Source organism: Nocardia sp. Root136 (genome assembly GCF_001427185.1).
GTDB classification, from domain to species: Bacteria; Actinomycetota; Actinomycetes; order Mycobacteriales; family Mycobacteriaceae; genus Nocardia; species Nocardia salmonicida.
Map to the genome: position 1 here is coordinate 131,307 of NZ_LMFE01000008.1, position 15,627 is coordinate 146,933.

Sequence of the window (15,627 nt, forward strand, 5' to 3'; positions counted from 1 at the left end):
CTCGCATGCTGATCGAGAAGCAGCGCTGGGCCGGGATCCGCAGTGGGGCGGTGACGGTGCTCTTTCGCCGGTGGCGTCATCGGCAGGCTACCGAGGGCAAGATCTACCGCACCGGTGCCGGGCGTATCGCCGTCGACCAACTGTCGACGGTCACCGCCGAGCAGATCAGCATCGAGGATGCGCGCGCCGCGGGATATGACGCACCCGCCGATGTGCTCGCCGATCTCCGGGGCGCTGAGGAGGACCCGATCTATCTGCTCCGGATCCGCTGTCTCACCGACGAGGATCCGCGCGACGCGCTGGCCGCTGACGACCGGATCGACGATGCCGCGGCCTTGGCCGCCCGCCTCGCACGCATGGACCGGACCGATGCCGAGGGCCCGTGGACCCACGACACGCTCCGAATCATCCAGCGGCGCCCCGCGACCAGGGCTCCCGACCTGGCCGAGGAACTCGGGCGTGACCCGCACCGCTTCAAACTCAACGTGCGCAAACTGAAAAACCTCGGCCTGACCATCAGCCTGGGCACCGGCTATCGGATCTCACCCCGCGGCGTGGCCTTACTCGCGGCCCTGGATTCGGCGCAGACCGGCGATTGAACGCGGCGAGTGAACCTCGGCGCCGCCTTGCCTATCAGGCGGGCGGCGCCCGGACGATCCCCGTCTGGCCCGGCGAGCGTGTTCACCCGGTGCATAGCGCGAGCCGACGCATACGCGCTGCGGGTGCGTATCTCACCGTGGGTGGCGGTCTCGAGAACGAACGGCCCGTCAATTCCGACGGTGAGTACCGGGACAGAGCCGGAGTGCAGGTCAACGCCGCTTTGGGGCCCGAGATACCCGGCATGACCCGGCCGGATCCAGACCACCGGCGACCGCGCCGGACCACACGATTTCGAAAGCGCCCCATCGGTCACACCTGCCACGGTAAAGGTGCGCCGCTTCGAACTACAGCGGCCGACCACGAGAGGACAGAAATCGTGAAGATCCCACTGGCAATGCTGGTAGGCGTCGCCGTCCTGACCGTCAGCGCATGCGCGATGCGGCCGACGGCCAGCGAAACAGACACTGCGCAAACAGCTTCCGGACTCGATTCGGCTGCGCTGCAATCCGCGCTGGATGCGGTCCGCGACGCGGGAATGACCGGTGTGTACATGGAGGTACGTGACGGCGACCGGGTGTGGAGTGGCACGTCGGGGGTCGCCGACGTCACCTCCGGCGAACCCATCGGCCCCGACATGGTCCACCGAGTAGGCAGCATCACCAAGACATTCATCGCGGCCGCGATCATGCAGCAGGTCGAGCAGGGGCGGATCGGGCTCGACACACCGATCGGTGACTACCTGCCGCACTTGGTCCCTGGCGAGCGTGGCGCGCAGATCACGGTTCGGATGCTGCTCAACAACACCAGCGGTCTGGCCGAGCACCTGCCGTACTCATTTCCCTCTCTCGCAGCCTTTTTCGGCGGGACGCAGCTGTCATCGGAGAGCCTGGACAAGCATCAGTTCACCCAGTTCGACCCGGTCGAGTTGATCGGAATGGGCGTCAGCGCGCCGCCCGCCACCCGGGCGCCCGGAGCGACCCCCGGCGTGTACTCCAACACCAACTACTTCCTGCTGGGCGAACTGCTGGAGCAGGTGACCGGAACTGCGTTCGAGACCTATGTCGCCGAGAAGGTGATCGGACGCGCCGGGCTCGAGCACACCGCGTTCCCGGACGGGCCGACCCTGTCGGTTCCGCACCCGCGAATGTACGAGCGGCTGTTCGGAATGATCGATCCGCCGCGCGACTACAGCGTCTACAACATGTCGTGGGCGCTGCCCGGCGCCGGACTCGTCTCGACCATGGCGGACCTGAATCGCTTCTACCGCATGCTGTTCGGTGGGCACATCGTGAGCCGCGAGTCGTTGGCGCAGATGCAGCGTACGGTGCCCGTCATCGCACTGGACGGTACGCGGATCGAGTACGGTCTCGGCCTGCACCGGGTGCGGACTCCCGGCGGCGAAACATTCTGGGGCCACGACGGCAGTGTCTTCGGTGCCCAAGCGATATCTCTGACCAGCGCCGACGGCACCCGCCAGATGTCGGTCGCGACAAACCTCGTGCGGTGGAACGAGATCGGCCCCGACGGAAAGCCGAAGCCACACCCCATCGACGACGCCCTCGCCACCCTCTACCACATCGCGATGGGCGGCGAGTGATCCTTCGGCGGCGCTCTGTGCCCCCGGCCCGTCACCCCAGTCGTCGGCGCCAACGGCCCGGATAGGGTGCCCCGACTCGGTGCCGAAGTCTCGCACCGCAACTCGCGCGTCACTGATCGTCGAGTGCAACGTTCCGGGCCCGGCGAACGATGCGATGCTCATGCAGGGGATGACGCAGGTCGATGAGCAGCAGCAAACAGCCGGGTTCGGTGCGTTCACCGTGGTTGATGTCGAGACCTCCGGGCTACGGCCACACCAGCACCGGGTGCTGTCCGTCGCGGCGGTGACGCTGGACGGCACCGGCCGGGTGACGCGAGAGTTCCACAGCCTGATCGATCCGGGTTGCGATCCGGGTCCCGTGCACATCCACGGGCTCACTGCCGAGGTGCTGCAGGGCTCGCCCGAGTTCGGTCAGGTGCGCGACCAACTGACGGCCATGCTGGACGGCCGGGTGATGGTGGCGCACAACGCGCTGTTCGACTACGGGTTCCTGCTGCAGGAGTTCGCCCGGGCCGGGGGAGCTCTGCCGGTGCAGCGCCGACTGTGCACGTTGGCACTGGCCCGCCGCATCGCGCTGCCGACACCCGACTACAGGTTGGGCACGCTCGCGACGTATTACGGTGTGCCGCAGCAGAAGGCGCACGATGCGCTCGACGACACCCGTGTTCTCGCGAATGTTCTTCGAGCGTTGGTCGCCGACGCGGCCCATCTCGGTATCGCACCCCCTTTGCTCGACTGCGCACCTGATTCGGCCAGGCCGACGCAGTCCAGGTGGCCGGTCGAACGTCGCGGCCCGAAGCAGCCATGTGACTTCGCCTATCCCGGGAAGCTGGCGGTGGCCGGCCGTCTGCGCCAGGGGATGAAGGTAGCGCTGACTGGAGAGACCCGGATCGAACGGGAAGAGCTCGTCGCCCGTGCCGAGTGTGCGGGGCTCGACGTCACGAGCATGGTGAGCAACCGAACCAGTGTGCTGGTCACCAACAATGCCCATGCGGAAACGGGCAAGGCGCGCAAGGCGTTCGAGTTCGGAACGCCGGTGATCGATGAGGCTCGGTTCGCCGCGCTGCTCGAGTCGGTAGAACCGGGGCACCTGAAAGGGGCGGCGGTACCTGAGGTTGCGGCGCCACGTCGGTCGACGGCACCCGCACGGGCGAAATCGGGTCCGCTGGCCGGTCGGCGGATTCTGGTGCTGGGCGGAACCCACGGCGAGGCTGCGGCGGCGCGATCGCGGATCGTCGAGCTCGGTGGTTCGGCCGCGGTCAATCTCTCCGCGACAGTGACAGATCTGCTCCTTCTCGCAGGTGGGGAATCCGACCGGCGCGCGCGAAAGGCCGACGAACTCGCACTGGCGGTCCACGGACCAGACCTGCTCGAGCAGGGTGCGATCGCGCCCGCGGCAATCCCTGCGGCATCGACCGCACCTGGTCGTGCTGAAATCCGGCCCGCGGAGCCGACGGTGTTGTCGCGAGGTCAGGTGATCGACGTGCCGATCGCCGAGGGCGGCAATACGTGGACTCTGCGGGCAACGTGGAGCCAGCTCAGTGCGCCGACCGTGGATCTCGTCGCGTTCCTGCTCGGCAGCGATGAGCGAGTCGACGACTCCGACGACTTCCTGTTCTACAACCAGCCAGAATCGCAGGGCGCGAAGCTTTCCGAGGATGGGCCGAACGAGCAGTCGATCACCCTGGTCCTCGATGACCTGCCCGAGCACTGCACTCGCATCGTCCTCGCCGCTTCGCTCGACGGTGCCGGTCTCACCTTCGGCGACGTCGGCGCCATCGAGCTGGATTTCGCCGCCGGCACGGAATCGAGCACCGCGATACGTTCTACGCTCGATGCCGCAACCGTGGAGCGCACCCTGCTGCTCGCCGAGCTGTATCTGCGCGGTGAAGATTGGCGGCTGCGCGCGGTTGGCCAGGGCTACGAGACCGATCTCGCCGAACTGGCCAGGCGGTACGGGGTCGACGTCGACGAATGAAGCCGCACGAGGTGGCGGCCGGTCGCGCGCTGATCTTTTCGTACCATTGATCCACTTCCTGCTCGACGGCCATCACGAGCTGGAGGCGGCGGCGAAGGCCGGTCGATGCCGGCCTCGCTGACAAGCACGACATCGCATCGCTCGCCGGCATCCGGTCGGGGATGCCCGGCGAGCGTCGGTAGCCTGACCGTTCGAGATCAGCTGCCGAAGCTTTCGGCGACCATGTTCTCGGTGAGGCCGTAGTCGGCGAGGGAATAGTGGTGGGTGGGTTTGCGTGCGCCGGTGCGGCTTTCGTTGTCGAGGGCGGTGATAGCGGTTCGAGCTTCGGGTGTGAGGGCGGCACCGGTACGGGCGTACACACGGTCGACGACGCCGAGGGGGTCAGTGCGGAGATCGTCGAAGTCGATGTCGATGAAGGTGGCTTCGGGGTGTCGGGCGCGGGCGGCGGTGAATTCGTGGAGGCCGCTCGCCCACAGGTCGAGCTGGGTGCGACCGATGGTTTCGCCGGTGAAGACCGTGGACCAGCCTCGGGTTGCGTGTTCGTTGAGGCTGCAGACCGACGGGATGATGGTGGCGGGGTCACGATGGGTCTGGATGACGATGGCGTCGGGGTAGGTCGCCAGCAGAGCGTCCAGGCAGAACAGGTGGCTGGGGTTCTTGAGCACCCAGCGGCGGGTGTCGTTCATGCCGATCAGCTGCAGGTTGCGGCGGTGACGTGCGTAGGCGGGTGTCCAATCCTGACCGGACAGCCATTGCGTGTAGCCCGGAATATAGGCGAGGCATCCGTAGGAGTACGACATGCCCGATTGGCGCAACAACTGCCAGCATTCCTCCACGTCGGAGGCGCTCATGTAGTGCAGGCCCATGAATTCGGGGTTCTGCACCTGATGCTGTCGCAGACCCGCGTCGATCTGCGCGTAGGCGGGATTGTCGGCCCAGCTCTCGCGCGGTGGTCGCGGCTGCGGGAAATCGGTCAGCCACATCTCCAGCCCCTGATTGGCCGGATCGGCCGCCAACAGCCGGTGCAGTGCGGTGGTACCGGTCCTGGGCAGCCCGGTGACGAAAATCGGCTGAGTGACCGGTGTTTCGACGTAGCCGGGATTCGCCGCCCACGCGGCTTCGCTCAGCGCACGAGCGACCAGCGCACCACGCAGGAAGAATCGCGACATTTTGGAGCCGAGCTCGGTGAGCCCGGCCTCGTCGCGATACGAGTCGAGCAGAACCTGCAACGCCTCGGTGTAGTCGTCGGCCCCGAAATCGGTGAGACCGGTGAGTTTGGTGGCTGAGGCGTGCAGGTCGGCCACGGTGCCGACATCGGTGCGCACAGTCATCTTCTACAAGCTCCTAGTTGTGGTATTCGCCGCAGTTGACGTCGAGGGTCTGGCCGGTGATCGCCGACGACCAGTCGGAGGCGAGAAACACCACGGCACGGGCGATTTCTTCGGGCTCGGGCAGCCGCTTGAGATCGGACTTCGACGCGGTCTGCTCATAGACCTGCTCGACGGTGATGCCGTACTTCTCGGCGACCTGACCGAAATACCACTTCAGCTGATCGGTCCAGATGTAGCCGGGCAGCACACTGTTGACCCGCACGCCCTTGCCGCCGAGCTCGGTGGCCAGAGTCTGCGACATGGCCAGCAGCGCCGCCTTGGTGAGTTTGTAACTGCCGTACCTGGGTTCGGAATGACGCACGACCATCGAATTGATCATCACCACAGCACCTTTGGCCTCGGCGAGGGCGGGCGCGAACGCCTGCGTCATCCGCAGGCCGCCGAGCACCGTCATATCGAGGCTCGACCGGATGTGGTCGAAATCGGTACGGTCGAGGGGCTTCATCGACGGCACCGAGAACGCGTTGTTCACGAGTGCGTCGACCCGGCCGAAGGTGTCGACCGTGCGCGCCACGAGATTCTGCACCGCGGCCTCGTCGGTGATGTCGGTGGGCACGCTCAGCGTGGCGCCCCCGGCGGCCTCGATTTCGGCAGCCACCTCGAGCAGACGGGATTCGGTGCGTGCGGCGAGCACGATCGTCGCCCCTGCCGCGGCCGCTTCCAGACAGATCGACCGGCCCAGACCCGGTCCGACTCCGGAAACAACGACGACTTTGCCGTCCAACAGTGCCCCGCTCACCCGAGCATCCTTTCGGCGAAGGCCCGCTGGCGGGCCGCGATACGGTCGCGCCAACCAGCGGCGTCGATCCGGTTGTCTTCGATATGGGGAAGGTGTTGTGCGACGTCGTCGATCGGCACGACGACGACCGTCGGACCATCGGCCTCGGTCATCGGGCGATCGGTGCGCTGCCACCGGAACTGCAGAATGCCGCGGGTACGGCCGGTGGTCTCGATCCAGTTCGCGATGCCCGGATCCTGCTTGCTCACCACCATCCGGATCAGCCCGTCGGAATCGACCTGAGCCTGAGTGTGATTGAGGCTCGTCTGGTGGTTGACGTAGTCCAGGGAGATGTACCAGAGACTGCCCAGCTGGAACCCCTGGTACGGCGCATCGGACTTCGGCACGGTGATCACCAGCGCCTGATCGTCGGCGAGATCGAAATGCCCCACCGAGGAGTACTGGGTGCTCAGCCCGCCGGGCGTGAGCCGGGGTGCGGTGAGGGTGTTCACCGGCAGATCGAGGTAGAACCACTTCGGGAAGTTGAACCAGGTGTGCACGCGGGTGAGCAGCATTTTCGCCGCCGCGCCGTACCGTTTGCGAATCCGCGTCAGGTCCGGTTCGACCGGTGCGGTGCCGATGGTGTCGACCCGCTCGATCCGGATCGAGCCCTTGCGCTCGGACCAGTCGCTGTAGACCTCGCGCACGGCCAGCATGGACGCGCCTTCCCCGAGTGGGAAGTAGTCCGGGCCCGCATCGGGTTTCGCGGGGCCGAAGCGCAGGGTGAAGCTGCCGTCGGCGGCGATCGGAATGCGCCGGTCGTCGAACGCGTCGGCGCCACCGGGCACATCGGTCGCGGTGTAGTCGCCTTTGAGTACTTGGAAACTCAGGTCGACGGTGCTGCCGCGCACCCCGCTCACCACGTATTCGGCGGTCGGCTCGATAGTGGCGTGGTAGTAGAGGGTGTCCGGGTTGTCGAGGCCCATTTTGGCGTACGGGCCGGTCGAGGACACGAAATACGGATGTGACGTGCCGTGCGCGCCCGAAAGACGCAGGCATGCCGCGACACTCGCCGCGAGGTAGTCGTAGCCCTCGGCGAGATCCTGATCACTGCGGATGAATTCCGCTGCGGCGATGAGTTCTTCGGCCTTGGCCACCGCGGCGAGGAACGGCGCGGTGAGCGGTTCCGGTGGCGCGGTGCTACCGGATTCGGTGGCGGTACTGGAGTGGGTCAACGGTCTGCTATTCCTAGCTCTCGGAGGATATGGGCGGCGATCTCGGCAGGGGAGCCGAGCTCGGGTGTGATGACCAGGTCGGCGTTCTCGGGTCGTTCGTAGGGGGAGCCGATCCCCGTGAAGCCGGGCAGCTCGCCTGCTCGGGCCTTCGCGTAGAGGCCCTTGGCGTCGCGGCGCTCGCATTCCGACAGTGGGGTGTCGACGAAGACTTCGTGGAAGGGGAGCTCGCGGTCGGCGTGGGCGGTGCGGGCATTGCTGCGCTGCGCGGCGAACGGGCTGATCACCGACACGATCGCCACCGCACCCGAATCGGCGAACAGTGCGGCGACTTCGGCGACGCGGCGTACGTTCTCGTCCCGGTCGGCGGGGGTGAAGCCGAGGCCCGCGTTGAGACCGTGCCGCAAATTGTCGCCGTCGAGCAAGTAGGCGGGGCGGCCGGCCGCGACCAACTGCCGCTCCAGCTCGGCGGCCAGCGTGGACTTGCCCGATCCGGACAGGCCGGTCAGCCAGACCGTCGCACCCGCATGTCCGCGTTCGGCGCGACTCACCGCCGACCGATGCCAGACCACAGACGAGGCCGCGCGCGCACGGTCCGAGGTCACTGAGTCGGTCCCGGTTTCTCGGCCGGTCACCATCCCCGCGGCGACCGTTTGATCGGTGACCGGATCGATCAGGATGAAGCTGCCGGTGCGCCGATTCTCCCGATACGGATCCGACAGCAGCGGATGACGGCTGCGCAATCGAACGCGCGCGATGTCGTTGAGCGACAACGTGGTGACGTCCTCGATTCGGTGCAGGGTGTTCACGTCGAGGCGGTAATCGATGGCCGTGATCTGCGCGGACGAGGTCTGCGTGGCGGTGCGCACCAAGTATTGCGCGCCCTCGCGCAACTGGGCGCTCTCCGAGAACCAACACACCATCGCGTCGAGTTCGGTGCCGATATGGGGACGGTTGCCCGGCCGTGCGAGCAGGTCACCGCGCCCGACATCGATGTCGTCGTCGAGGGTCACCGAGACGGCCATTCCGGTGAACGCCTCGTCGACCTTGCTGCCACCCGGACCCCAGATCTGCCTGACATGGGTCGACTTACCCGCGGGCAGCACCACCACTTCGTCGCCGGGCTTGAAAATGCCGCCCGCGACAGTGCCCGCGTAACTGCGGTGGTCGAGACCCTCCTGCGCCCGGATGACGTACTGGATCGGCAACCGGGCATCGATGAGATTGCGGTCGGAGGCGATATGGACGTCTTCGAGGTGGCGCAGCAACGGCGGGCCCGGATACCAGTCCATGTTCTCGGAGCCGTCGACGACGTTGTCGCCGAGCAGCGCCGACACGGGCACAAAGCTCAGATCGCCCACGGTCAGTTTGGCGGCGAACGCGGCGAACTCGGTGCGGATCTCCTCGAAACGCTCCTGCGACCAGTCCACGAGGTCCATCTTGTTCACGCAGACCACCAGGTGCGGAACGCCGAGCAGGGTCGCGAGGAACGCGTGCCTGCGGGTCTGCTCGGACACGCCGGTGCGGGCGTCGACCAGGATCAGCGCGAGGTCGGCGGTGGACGCACCGGTCACCATATTGCGGGTGTACTGGACGTGTCCCGGAGTATCGGCGATGACGAATTTGCGTCGTGGTGTCGTCACGTAGCGGTAGGCGACGTCGATGGTGATGCCCTGCTCGCGTTCGGCGCGCAGACCATCGGTGACCAGCGCGAGATCGGCGGAGGCGCCGCCACGTTCGGTGCTGACTCGTTCGATGGCGGCGAGTTGATCGTCGAACAGGGATTTGGAGTCGTAGAGCAGCCGACCGATGAGGGTGGACTTGCCGTCGTCGACGCTGCCCGCGGTCGCCAGTCGTAACAGATTGCGGCGCATCAGAAGTAGCCCTCTCGCTTGCGGTCTTCCATGCCGGTCTCGGAGATCCGGTCGTCGGCGCGAGTGGCGCCGCGTTCGGTGAGCCGGGTGGCGGCGGTCTCGGCGATCACCTTCGCCGGGGTGTCGGCGGTGCTCTCGACGCAGCCGGTGCAGGTGGCGTCGCCGACGGTACGGAACCGGACGGTGGCTTCGACGGTGCGTTCGCCGGGGGCCGCGGTGACGAAGCGTGTCGCCGACAGCAGCATCCCGTCGCGTTCGATCACCTGACGCCGGTGCGCGTAGTACAGCGAGGGAAGCTCGACGGCCTCGCGATCGATGTACTCCCAGATGTCGAGCTCGGTCCAGTTCGACAGCGGGAACACCCGGATGTGTTCGCCGGGCTGATGGCGACCGTTGTAGAGGTTCCACACCTCGGGCCGCTGGGCTCGGGGGTCCCACTCGCCGAAACTGTTGCGGAAGCTGAACACCCGTTCCTTGGCGCGGGCCTTCTCCTCGTCGCGGCGCGCGCCGCCGAATGCCGCGTCGAACCGGTGCTCGGCGATAGCGCGCAGCAAGGTGGTGGTCTGCAAAGGATTGCGGGTGCCGCCGGGGCGTTCCACGGCGCGGCCCGCGTCGATGTCGTCCTGTACGCGGGCGATTTCCAGGCGGGCGCCGGTGTGCTCGGCGGTGCGGTCGCGGAACTCGATCACCTCGTCGAAGTTGTGGCCGGTGTCCACGTGCAGCAGCGGAAACGGCAGCGGCGCGGGCCAGAAGGCGCGCCGGGCCAGGTGCAGCAGCACGGCGGAATCCTTGCCGCCGGAAAAGAGCAGCGCCGGTCGCGCGAGCGTGGCCGCGACCTCCCGGAAGATGTGCACCGACTCGGCCTCCAAGGCCGCCAGATGCGATAACTCGTACCCCGTCTGCACTGTTCACCCACTTCATTCGCGCATTTCGTCGGAAAACATTCCCCGACGGGTTGCAGTGTCGAATATTCGACGCTATTGTTCGGTATTGTGACACCGACGATAAGCCGGGCCGAGCTCGCCGGTCAAGAGGCGGCCCCGGATTCGTCCGGTGATGCCGAGATTTCCGGCGCCGCGTCGCCGCCGACGCAGCGTGTGGTGAAGGTGCTCGAGCTGCTGTCACGGCGGGCAACCGAACGGCTGTCGCTGGCCCGCATCGTGCGAGAAGCGGGGCTCTCGCGGGCCACCGCGCACGCCGTGCTCACCCAGCTCACCGCCGACGGCTGGACGGTGCGTGACGAGGACGGCTGCTACGGCATCGGCTTGCGGCTACTGACAGTGGCCAGACGTGCCGAATTGGCGTTCCCGCTGCGCCGCACCGCGGTGGCGCACCTGCGAGCGCTGTCCGAGCAGGCCGGCGTGCCGGTGTTCCTCGCCGAACGCGATGGGGAGAGCATCGTGGTCACCGAGGTCGTCGGTCATCCGTCGGCGGGCTGGATTCGCCCGGGTCGGCGCCTTCCGCTGGCACCCCCTGTCTGCCGCGAATTCATCGCCTGGGCAACGGAACCCGTCAGGCAGGCATGGCTCGCGACAGCGAACTCGGCTCACCGCGACCGCCTCGCCCGAGTACTCGCCGAGATCCGGACCCGCGGCTACTCCGTCGAACGACTGGTCGACGACTCGACGCCGATGCTGGAAGTCCTGGCGGGCCTGCGCGATACGCCGATCACCGCCGCCCTGCGCGCTCAACTCGGTTCCGTCATCACCGAACTGATCACCATCGACTACCTGCCCGATGAACTCGGCCCCGAGAACGCGGTAGTGACCCTCGCCGCCCCCATCCGCGATCGCAACGGTGCGGTAGTGGCAGCGGTCGTCAGCTGCCCCGACACCCGATTGTCGAGCCGGGCACTGAGTGAGCTCGGTGCGGCGACAGTGGCGGCCGCGGACCGGATTACCGCAGGCGTACCAGGGGACTGAATCGCGCGCTGCCGGTCAGAACCTGGACACGGGTGATCACCTCTCGCGCCGAACGGGTTGTGTTCCTACGGTTTCGAGTACTCGGCAGCGGCGGTTCGCCATTACGCTGAGGGGTGGATCTGCCCGAATGCGACCCGCTCGACGGTCGCGGAGGCGGAGGGCGAGGAAGGACGGGCCGTGGCAAACGACAGTGATCGGTGGTGGGAGGCGCCCGAAATCTCAGGCTCCACCCCTGACTCCTCGGCGCAACCGGCCTCGGACCCCACCATCCTGAGAGCTCCCGGCAACCAGGGTCAGCCAGGCGGTGCGCAGCCGGCACCCGGACAGCAGCCGGGAACGGGGGAGCAGTCGCCATGGCAGCAGTCAGGTAGCGGCCAGCATCCGTACGCGCCGCCGACAGTCGTCGGGCAGCACCCGTTCGGACAACCAGGGACCGGCGAACAGCCATACGGACAGCAACCCGGTACCGGACCGCAGCCACCGTGGCAGCAGTCCGGGGCGGGGCAACCGGGCAGTGGCCAGCATCCGTTCGCGCCGCCGACAGTGGTCGGGCAGCCAACATACGGGCCGCAACCCGGGGTGGGCCAGGATCCGTATGCCCCGCAACCCGGCAGTGGGCAGCCGTACCAGCCGGGAACAGGCCAACAGCCGTACGGGCAGCAGTACGGATCAGGCCAGCAGCCATTCGCCCAGCCGGGATACGGGCAGCAGCCTTTGGGCTATGCTCCTGCGCCACAGCAGTATTCGCCCCCACCGCGTCGCAATGGCGGCTCGGGCATGATCATCGCGGTGGTGGGTGTCGTCCTGCTGCTGGTGATCGGAGTCGGGGTCGCGGCCGCGTTTGCCGCCCGGTCCTCCGACGAGTCCTCGGTGTCGGCGGGTACGACCACCACCACGAAAGCGGGACCACTGTCGGGCACGAGTACCGCACCCCTGGCCCCGGGCTCGAAAGGCGTGCTCATCCCGACCTATCGCGTCGCCTACGACGTGCCGTCGGCCTGGACCATCCACTCCGACTCCGACCCCATGTCGTTCACCAGCGCGACCGGCTCGGTGGACGGACGCGGTCAGGCCACTGAGGGAGCCAGCTACTGCCCCGGCTCGGTCTACCGCGCCATGGCCGCCGTTACCTCGAGCACGGAAACCGACCTCGCTGCCGCCGCCAAGAGCGTCGCGAAAATATCCGCGGCGGGCGGATATTCGGATCCGACCGGCGGAAAGATCAGCACGCCTACGTCGCTGAAGACCCAGAGCGGAGTCAGTGGCCAATTCGTGGAGACCTCCGGCGCGTGGACCCCACAGATCCCGGGTTGCACGGCGAACGCCTACTCCGTGTACACCTTCGGGTTCCGCAACGCAGCGAACACCACCCTCGTACTGACCATCCTCGTCGACCGGGGCACCACCGGCGAACTCACCGCTGACCAGGCTCAGAAGATGATCGCCAGCCTGCGCCTGGTCTAGCGGCGTCGGCGCCACCGCGCTCGGTGTTCGTAGACTCGACTCATGACGGCAGCGGCATCGAATTCGTCCGATCTCCCGGCGAGTCTGGTGGAGATGACCGCCGACCACGTGCGTGCGGAGATACTCGGCGGCGCCTTGGCGCCGGGGGAGCGGGTTGGTGAGGAGGCGCTGTGCGCGCGGCTGGGTATCAGCCGAGCGCCGGTGCGTGAGGCATTGCGGCGCTTGGCCGAGCAGGGTCTGGTCGAGCACCTGCCACGGCGCGGATACCGTGTGGTCGTGTGGTCGGCGCACGACATCGTGCAGCTGTTCGAGGTGCGGCGGGCGCTGGAGCAGCACGCGCTGTCCGCCGCGCTTCCGTGTGCGGATCTGCCGCGGCGGCTGAGTCGGGTCCGTGCCGCGCTGGCGGAACTGACCGCGGCGGACCGGCGTGCGGACTGGGTCGCCCGCGACGACGCGCACCGTCGCTTCCACGTCGAAATCGTCGCGCTGGCAGGCAATCGGCAGCTGGACCTGGTGTACGAGCAGGTGCTGGTGAAACTTCAGCTCGCGATGGCGCGCAATCTGCGCGAGGAAACCGAGGCGGGCGCTCGTCGCGAGGGCGTGCGCAGACATCAGGAACTGCTCACCGCGCTGGAGGCCAATGATCCGCTCCGGGCCGAGGCCGCGCTGCGCAGGCACGGCGAGCAAACATACCTGAAACTCGGTATCTGCTAACACGTCCGATACAGACCGATCCCCCCGCCGTCATACTTTCTGTCGACAATCGACAACATGACAGGCTCTACGGTCACCGAAATTCTCACCCAGCATCAGGGTGGCAGCGGCTCCCCGATCAGAACCGCGGAACGGGTGGCCGACGCGATCTCCGCGCGCGGCGACGACGGCACCTGGATCACTCCGGTGTCGCGTGCCGAGTTACTCGCTGCCGCAGCGGCTATCGAACGCAGGCCGGGCGCACTGACGCTGCCGCTGTACGGTGTGCCGTTCGGGGTGAAGGACAGTATCGACGTCGCCGGCTACCCGACAACCCTGGCCTGCCCCGACTACGCCTATGTGGCCACCCGCACCGCACCGGCGGTGCAACGCTTGCTCGACGCGGGCGCGCTGTTCGTCGGCAAGACCAATCTCGACCAGTTCGCCACCGGTCTCAACGGAACAAGGACCCCGTATCCGGTGCCGCGCAGCGTCTTCGGCGGCGACCTGATCTCCGGCGGTTCCAGTTCCGGATCCGCGCTCGCCGTCGCACTCGGACAGGTGCCGTTCTGTGTGGCCACCGATACGGCGGGATCGGGCCGTGTGCCCGCCGCGCTCAACGGCATCGTCGGCTGGAAGCCTTCCCGTGGCCTGATCAGCACCGTGGGGCTTGTGCCCGCGTGCAAGTCGCTGGACTGCCTCACCCTGATGGCGACCACGGTCGAGGACCTGGATCTGGTCGCGGAGGTGATCATGGCGGTTGATCACGAGGATCCGTGGACCCGCGCCAGGGGCGGGCGATTCCCCGGCGGCCCGATCCGGCTCGGGTTACCGGCACCGCAGGAACTCGAGTTCTTCGGCGACGACGCCATGCGCGCGGCGCACCTCGGCGCGCGAGACCGGCTGCCGGGCAAGGGATTCGATTGCGTCGACACGACCCTCGCGCCGTTCCTCGCGGCGGGCGCTTTGCTCTACCAAGGCCCGTGGGTCGCTGAACGCCTGGTCGAATTCGAGGAGTTCCTGACCGAACGGCCTGACTCGATTCTGCCCGTGATCCGGGAAATCCTCGACAGCGGACGACAGTTCAGCGCCGTGGACGTGTTCCGCGCGCAACAGCGACTGCAGACACTGCGCGCGCAGGTCCACCGCATGTGGGACGAGGTCGACGCGGTGATCGTGCCGACGATCGGCACCACGTTCACCGTCGACCAGGTGCTGGCCGATCCGATCGCGACCAATACCGTGCTCGGCCACTACACCCACTTCGGCAATCTTCTCGACCTGACCGCCATCGCGGTCCCCGCAGGGACCACGCGCGACGGAAGGCCGGTCTCGCTCATGGTGTTCGGCCCGGCGCTCGCCGACGATGTCGTCCTCGCCGCCGCCGCGCGGCTGCTAGACGAGCCGCGCACTGCGGCTCTACCCCATCACCTCGGACCGGTATCCCTTCAGGAGCGACGATGACCGAAATCCCCGCCGACCCGACCCCCTTGCCCTTCGATCCCGCGACGACGGCGCTCGTCATCATCGACATGCAGCGAGACTTCCTACTGCCCGGCGGCTTCGGCGAAAGCCTCGGCAACGATGTGGCCCTACTGCGTACCGTGATCGAACCGCTCGCCGAGCTACTCGCGTCCGCCCGAGCGGCGGGCATCACCGTGATCCACACCAGAGAAGGGCATCTACCCGATCTCTCCGATTGTCCACCGGCGAAACTACGGCGCGGCAACCCGTCTCAGCGGATCGGCGATCCGGGACGGTTCGGGCGCATCCTGATCCGCGGCGAATACGGCCACGACATCATCGACGAACTGGCGCCACTCGACGGCGAGACCGTCATCGACAAGCCGGGCAAGGGCGCATTCTACGCGACCGAACTGGCCGCTGTGCTGCAACAGAATTCGATCACCACCTTGCTCGTCGCCGGCGTCACCACCGAGGTGTGCGTGCACACCACCGTGCGCGAGGCCAACGACCGCGGCTACGAATGCCTCGTCGTCGCGGACTGTGTCGGCTCCTATTTCCCCGAATTCCAGCGTGTCGGGCTCGCGATGATCGCCGCCCAGGGGGCGATCTTCGGCTGGGTCGCCGACTCGGCGGATGTCATCGCCGCACTCACCACCACAGCCCCCGTCACGGCCTAGCGAACAGGATCCAC

14 protein-coding genes are annotated in these 15,627 nt (G+C 67.3%); 8 read left to right on the forward strand and 6 right to left on the reverse strand.

What is annotated here, in order from left to right; all coding sequences use genetic code 11:
- Window positions 1–5: 5 nt before the first annotated feature.
- From ASD42_RS21775 to ASD42_RS21785, 3 genes are all read left to right on the forward strand, one after another.
- Window positions 6–599, forward strand: coding sequence for a hypothetical protein (locus ASD42_RS21775; RefSeq protein WP_056819611.1), 594 nt, complete (start codon window positions 6–8; stop codon window positions 597–599).
- 377 nt (window positions 600–976) lie between these two features.
- Entirely contained in the window at window positions 977–2,197 is a 1,221-nt protein-coding gene (locus ASD42_RS21780) for a serine hydrolase domain-containing protein (protein WP_235569765.1), read from the forward strand.
- A gap of 169 nt (window positions 2,198–2,366) precedes the next feature.
- Entirely contained in the window at window positions 2,367–4,175 is a 1,809-nt protein-coding gene (locus ASD42_RS21785; protein ID WP_063893711.1) for an exonuclease domain-containing protein, read from the forward strand.
- Window positions 4,176–4,372: 197 nt separating this feature from the next.
- Here ASD42_RS21785 and ASD42_RS21790 read toward each other — a convergent pair whose 3' ends face one another.
- The 5 genes from ASD42_RS21790 to cysD are packed head-to-tail and all read right to left on the reverse strand — an operon-like array spanning window position 4,373 to window position 10,295.
- Window positions 4,373–5,506: a sulfotransferase family protein gene (locus ASD42_RS21790; RefSeq protein WP_056819614.1), complete on the reverse strand. Its 1,134-nt coding sequence runs from the start codon at window positions 5,504–5,506 to the stop codon at window positions 4,373–4,375.
- A 13-nt stretch (window positions 5,507–5,519) separates the two neighbouring features.
- Entirely contained in the window at window positions 5,520–6,305 is a 786-nt protein-coding gene (locus ASD42_RS21795) for an SDR family oxidoreductase (protein ID WP_056819617.1), read from the reverse strand.
- Window positions 6,302–7,519, reverse strand: a complete 1,218-nt coding sequence (locus ASD42_RS21800) for a hypothetical protein (RefSeq protein ID WP_056819619.1) — start codon at window positions 7,517–7,519, stop codon at window positions 6,302–6,304. Before ASD42_RS21800 ends, ASD42_RS21795 begins: the two co-directional genes overlap by 4 nt.
- On the reverse strand, window positions 7,516–9,390 hold the full coding sequence (cysC, locus tag ASD42_RS21805) for an adenylyl-sulfate kinase (protein ID WP_056819622.1): 1,875 nt from the start codon (window positions 9,388–9,390) through the stop codon (window positions 7,516–7,518). The genes ASD42_RS21800 and cysC overlap by 4 nt, the downstream gene beginning before the upstream one ends.
- The gene (gene cysD, locus ASD42_RS21810; RefSeq protein WP_056819625.1) at window positions 9,390–10,295 is read right to left on the reverse strand and encodes a sulfate adenylyltransferase subunit CysD; all 906 of its coding nucleotides are present in this window, start codon (window positions 10,293–10,295) and stop codon (window positions 9,390–9,392) included. The genes cysC and cysD overlap by 1 nt, the downstream gene beginning before the upstream one ends.
- Before the next feature lie 87 nt (window positions 10,296–10,382).
- Between cysD and ASD42_RS21815 the strand changes: the two genes are divergently transcribed.
- Window positions 10,383–11,312: an IclR family transcriptional regulator gene (locus ASD42_RS21815; RefSeq protein WP_235569766.1), complete on the forward strand. Its 930-nt coding sequence runs from the start codon at window positions 10,383–10,385 to the stop codon at window positions 11,310–11,312.
- Window positions 11,313–11,675: 363 nt separating this feature from the next.
- Here ASD42_RS21815 and ASD42_RS34490 read toward each other — a convergent pair whose 3' ends face one another.
- Entirely contained in the window at window positions 11,676–11,837 is a 162-nt protein-coding gene (locus ASD42_RS34490; protein WP_156677536.1) for a hypothetical protein, read from the reverse strand.
- 252 nt (window positions 11,838–12,089) lie between these two features.
- Between ASD42_RS34490 and ASD42_RS21820 the strand changes: the two genes are divergently transcribed.
- From ASD42_RS21820 to ASD42_RS21835, 4 genes are read left to right on the forward strand one after another with little or no spacing between them, the layout of a single operon-like run.
- On the forward strand, window positions 12,090–12,776 hold the full coding sequence (locus tag ASD42_RS21820) for a hypothetical protein (protein ID WP_056819626.1): 687 nt from the start codon (window positions 12,090–12,092) through the stop codon (window positions 12,774–12,776).
- Between the two features lie 42 nt (window positions 12,777–12,818).
- A complete protein-coding gene (locus ASD42_RS21825) occupies window positions 12,819–13,490 on the forward strand; it encodes a GntR family transcriptional regulator (RefSeq protein ID WP_056819629.1) in 672 nt (223 codons plus the stop codon).
- A 57-nt stretch (window positions 13,491–13,547) separates the two neighbouring features.
- Window positions 13,548–14,933, forward strand: a complete 1,386-nt coding sequence (locus tag ASD42_RS21830) for an allophanate hydrolase (RefSeq protein ID WP_056819631.1) — start codon at window positions 13,548–13,550, stop codon at window positions 14,931–14,933.
- Window positions 14,930–15,613, forward strand: a complete 684-nt coding sequence (locus ASD42_RS21835) for a cysteine hydrolase family protein (protein ID WP_056819633.1) — start codon at window positions 14,930–14,932, stop codon at window positions 15,611–15,613. The genes ASD42_RS21830 and ASD42_RS21835 overlap by 4 nt, the downstream gene beginning before the upstream one ends.
- The last annotated feature ends 14 nt before the right edge of the window (window positions 15,614–15,627 follow it).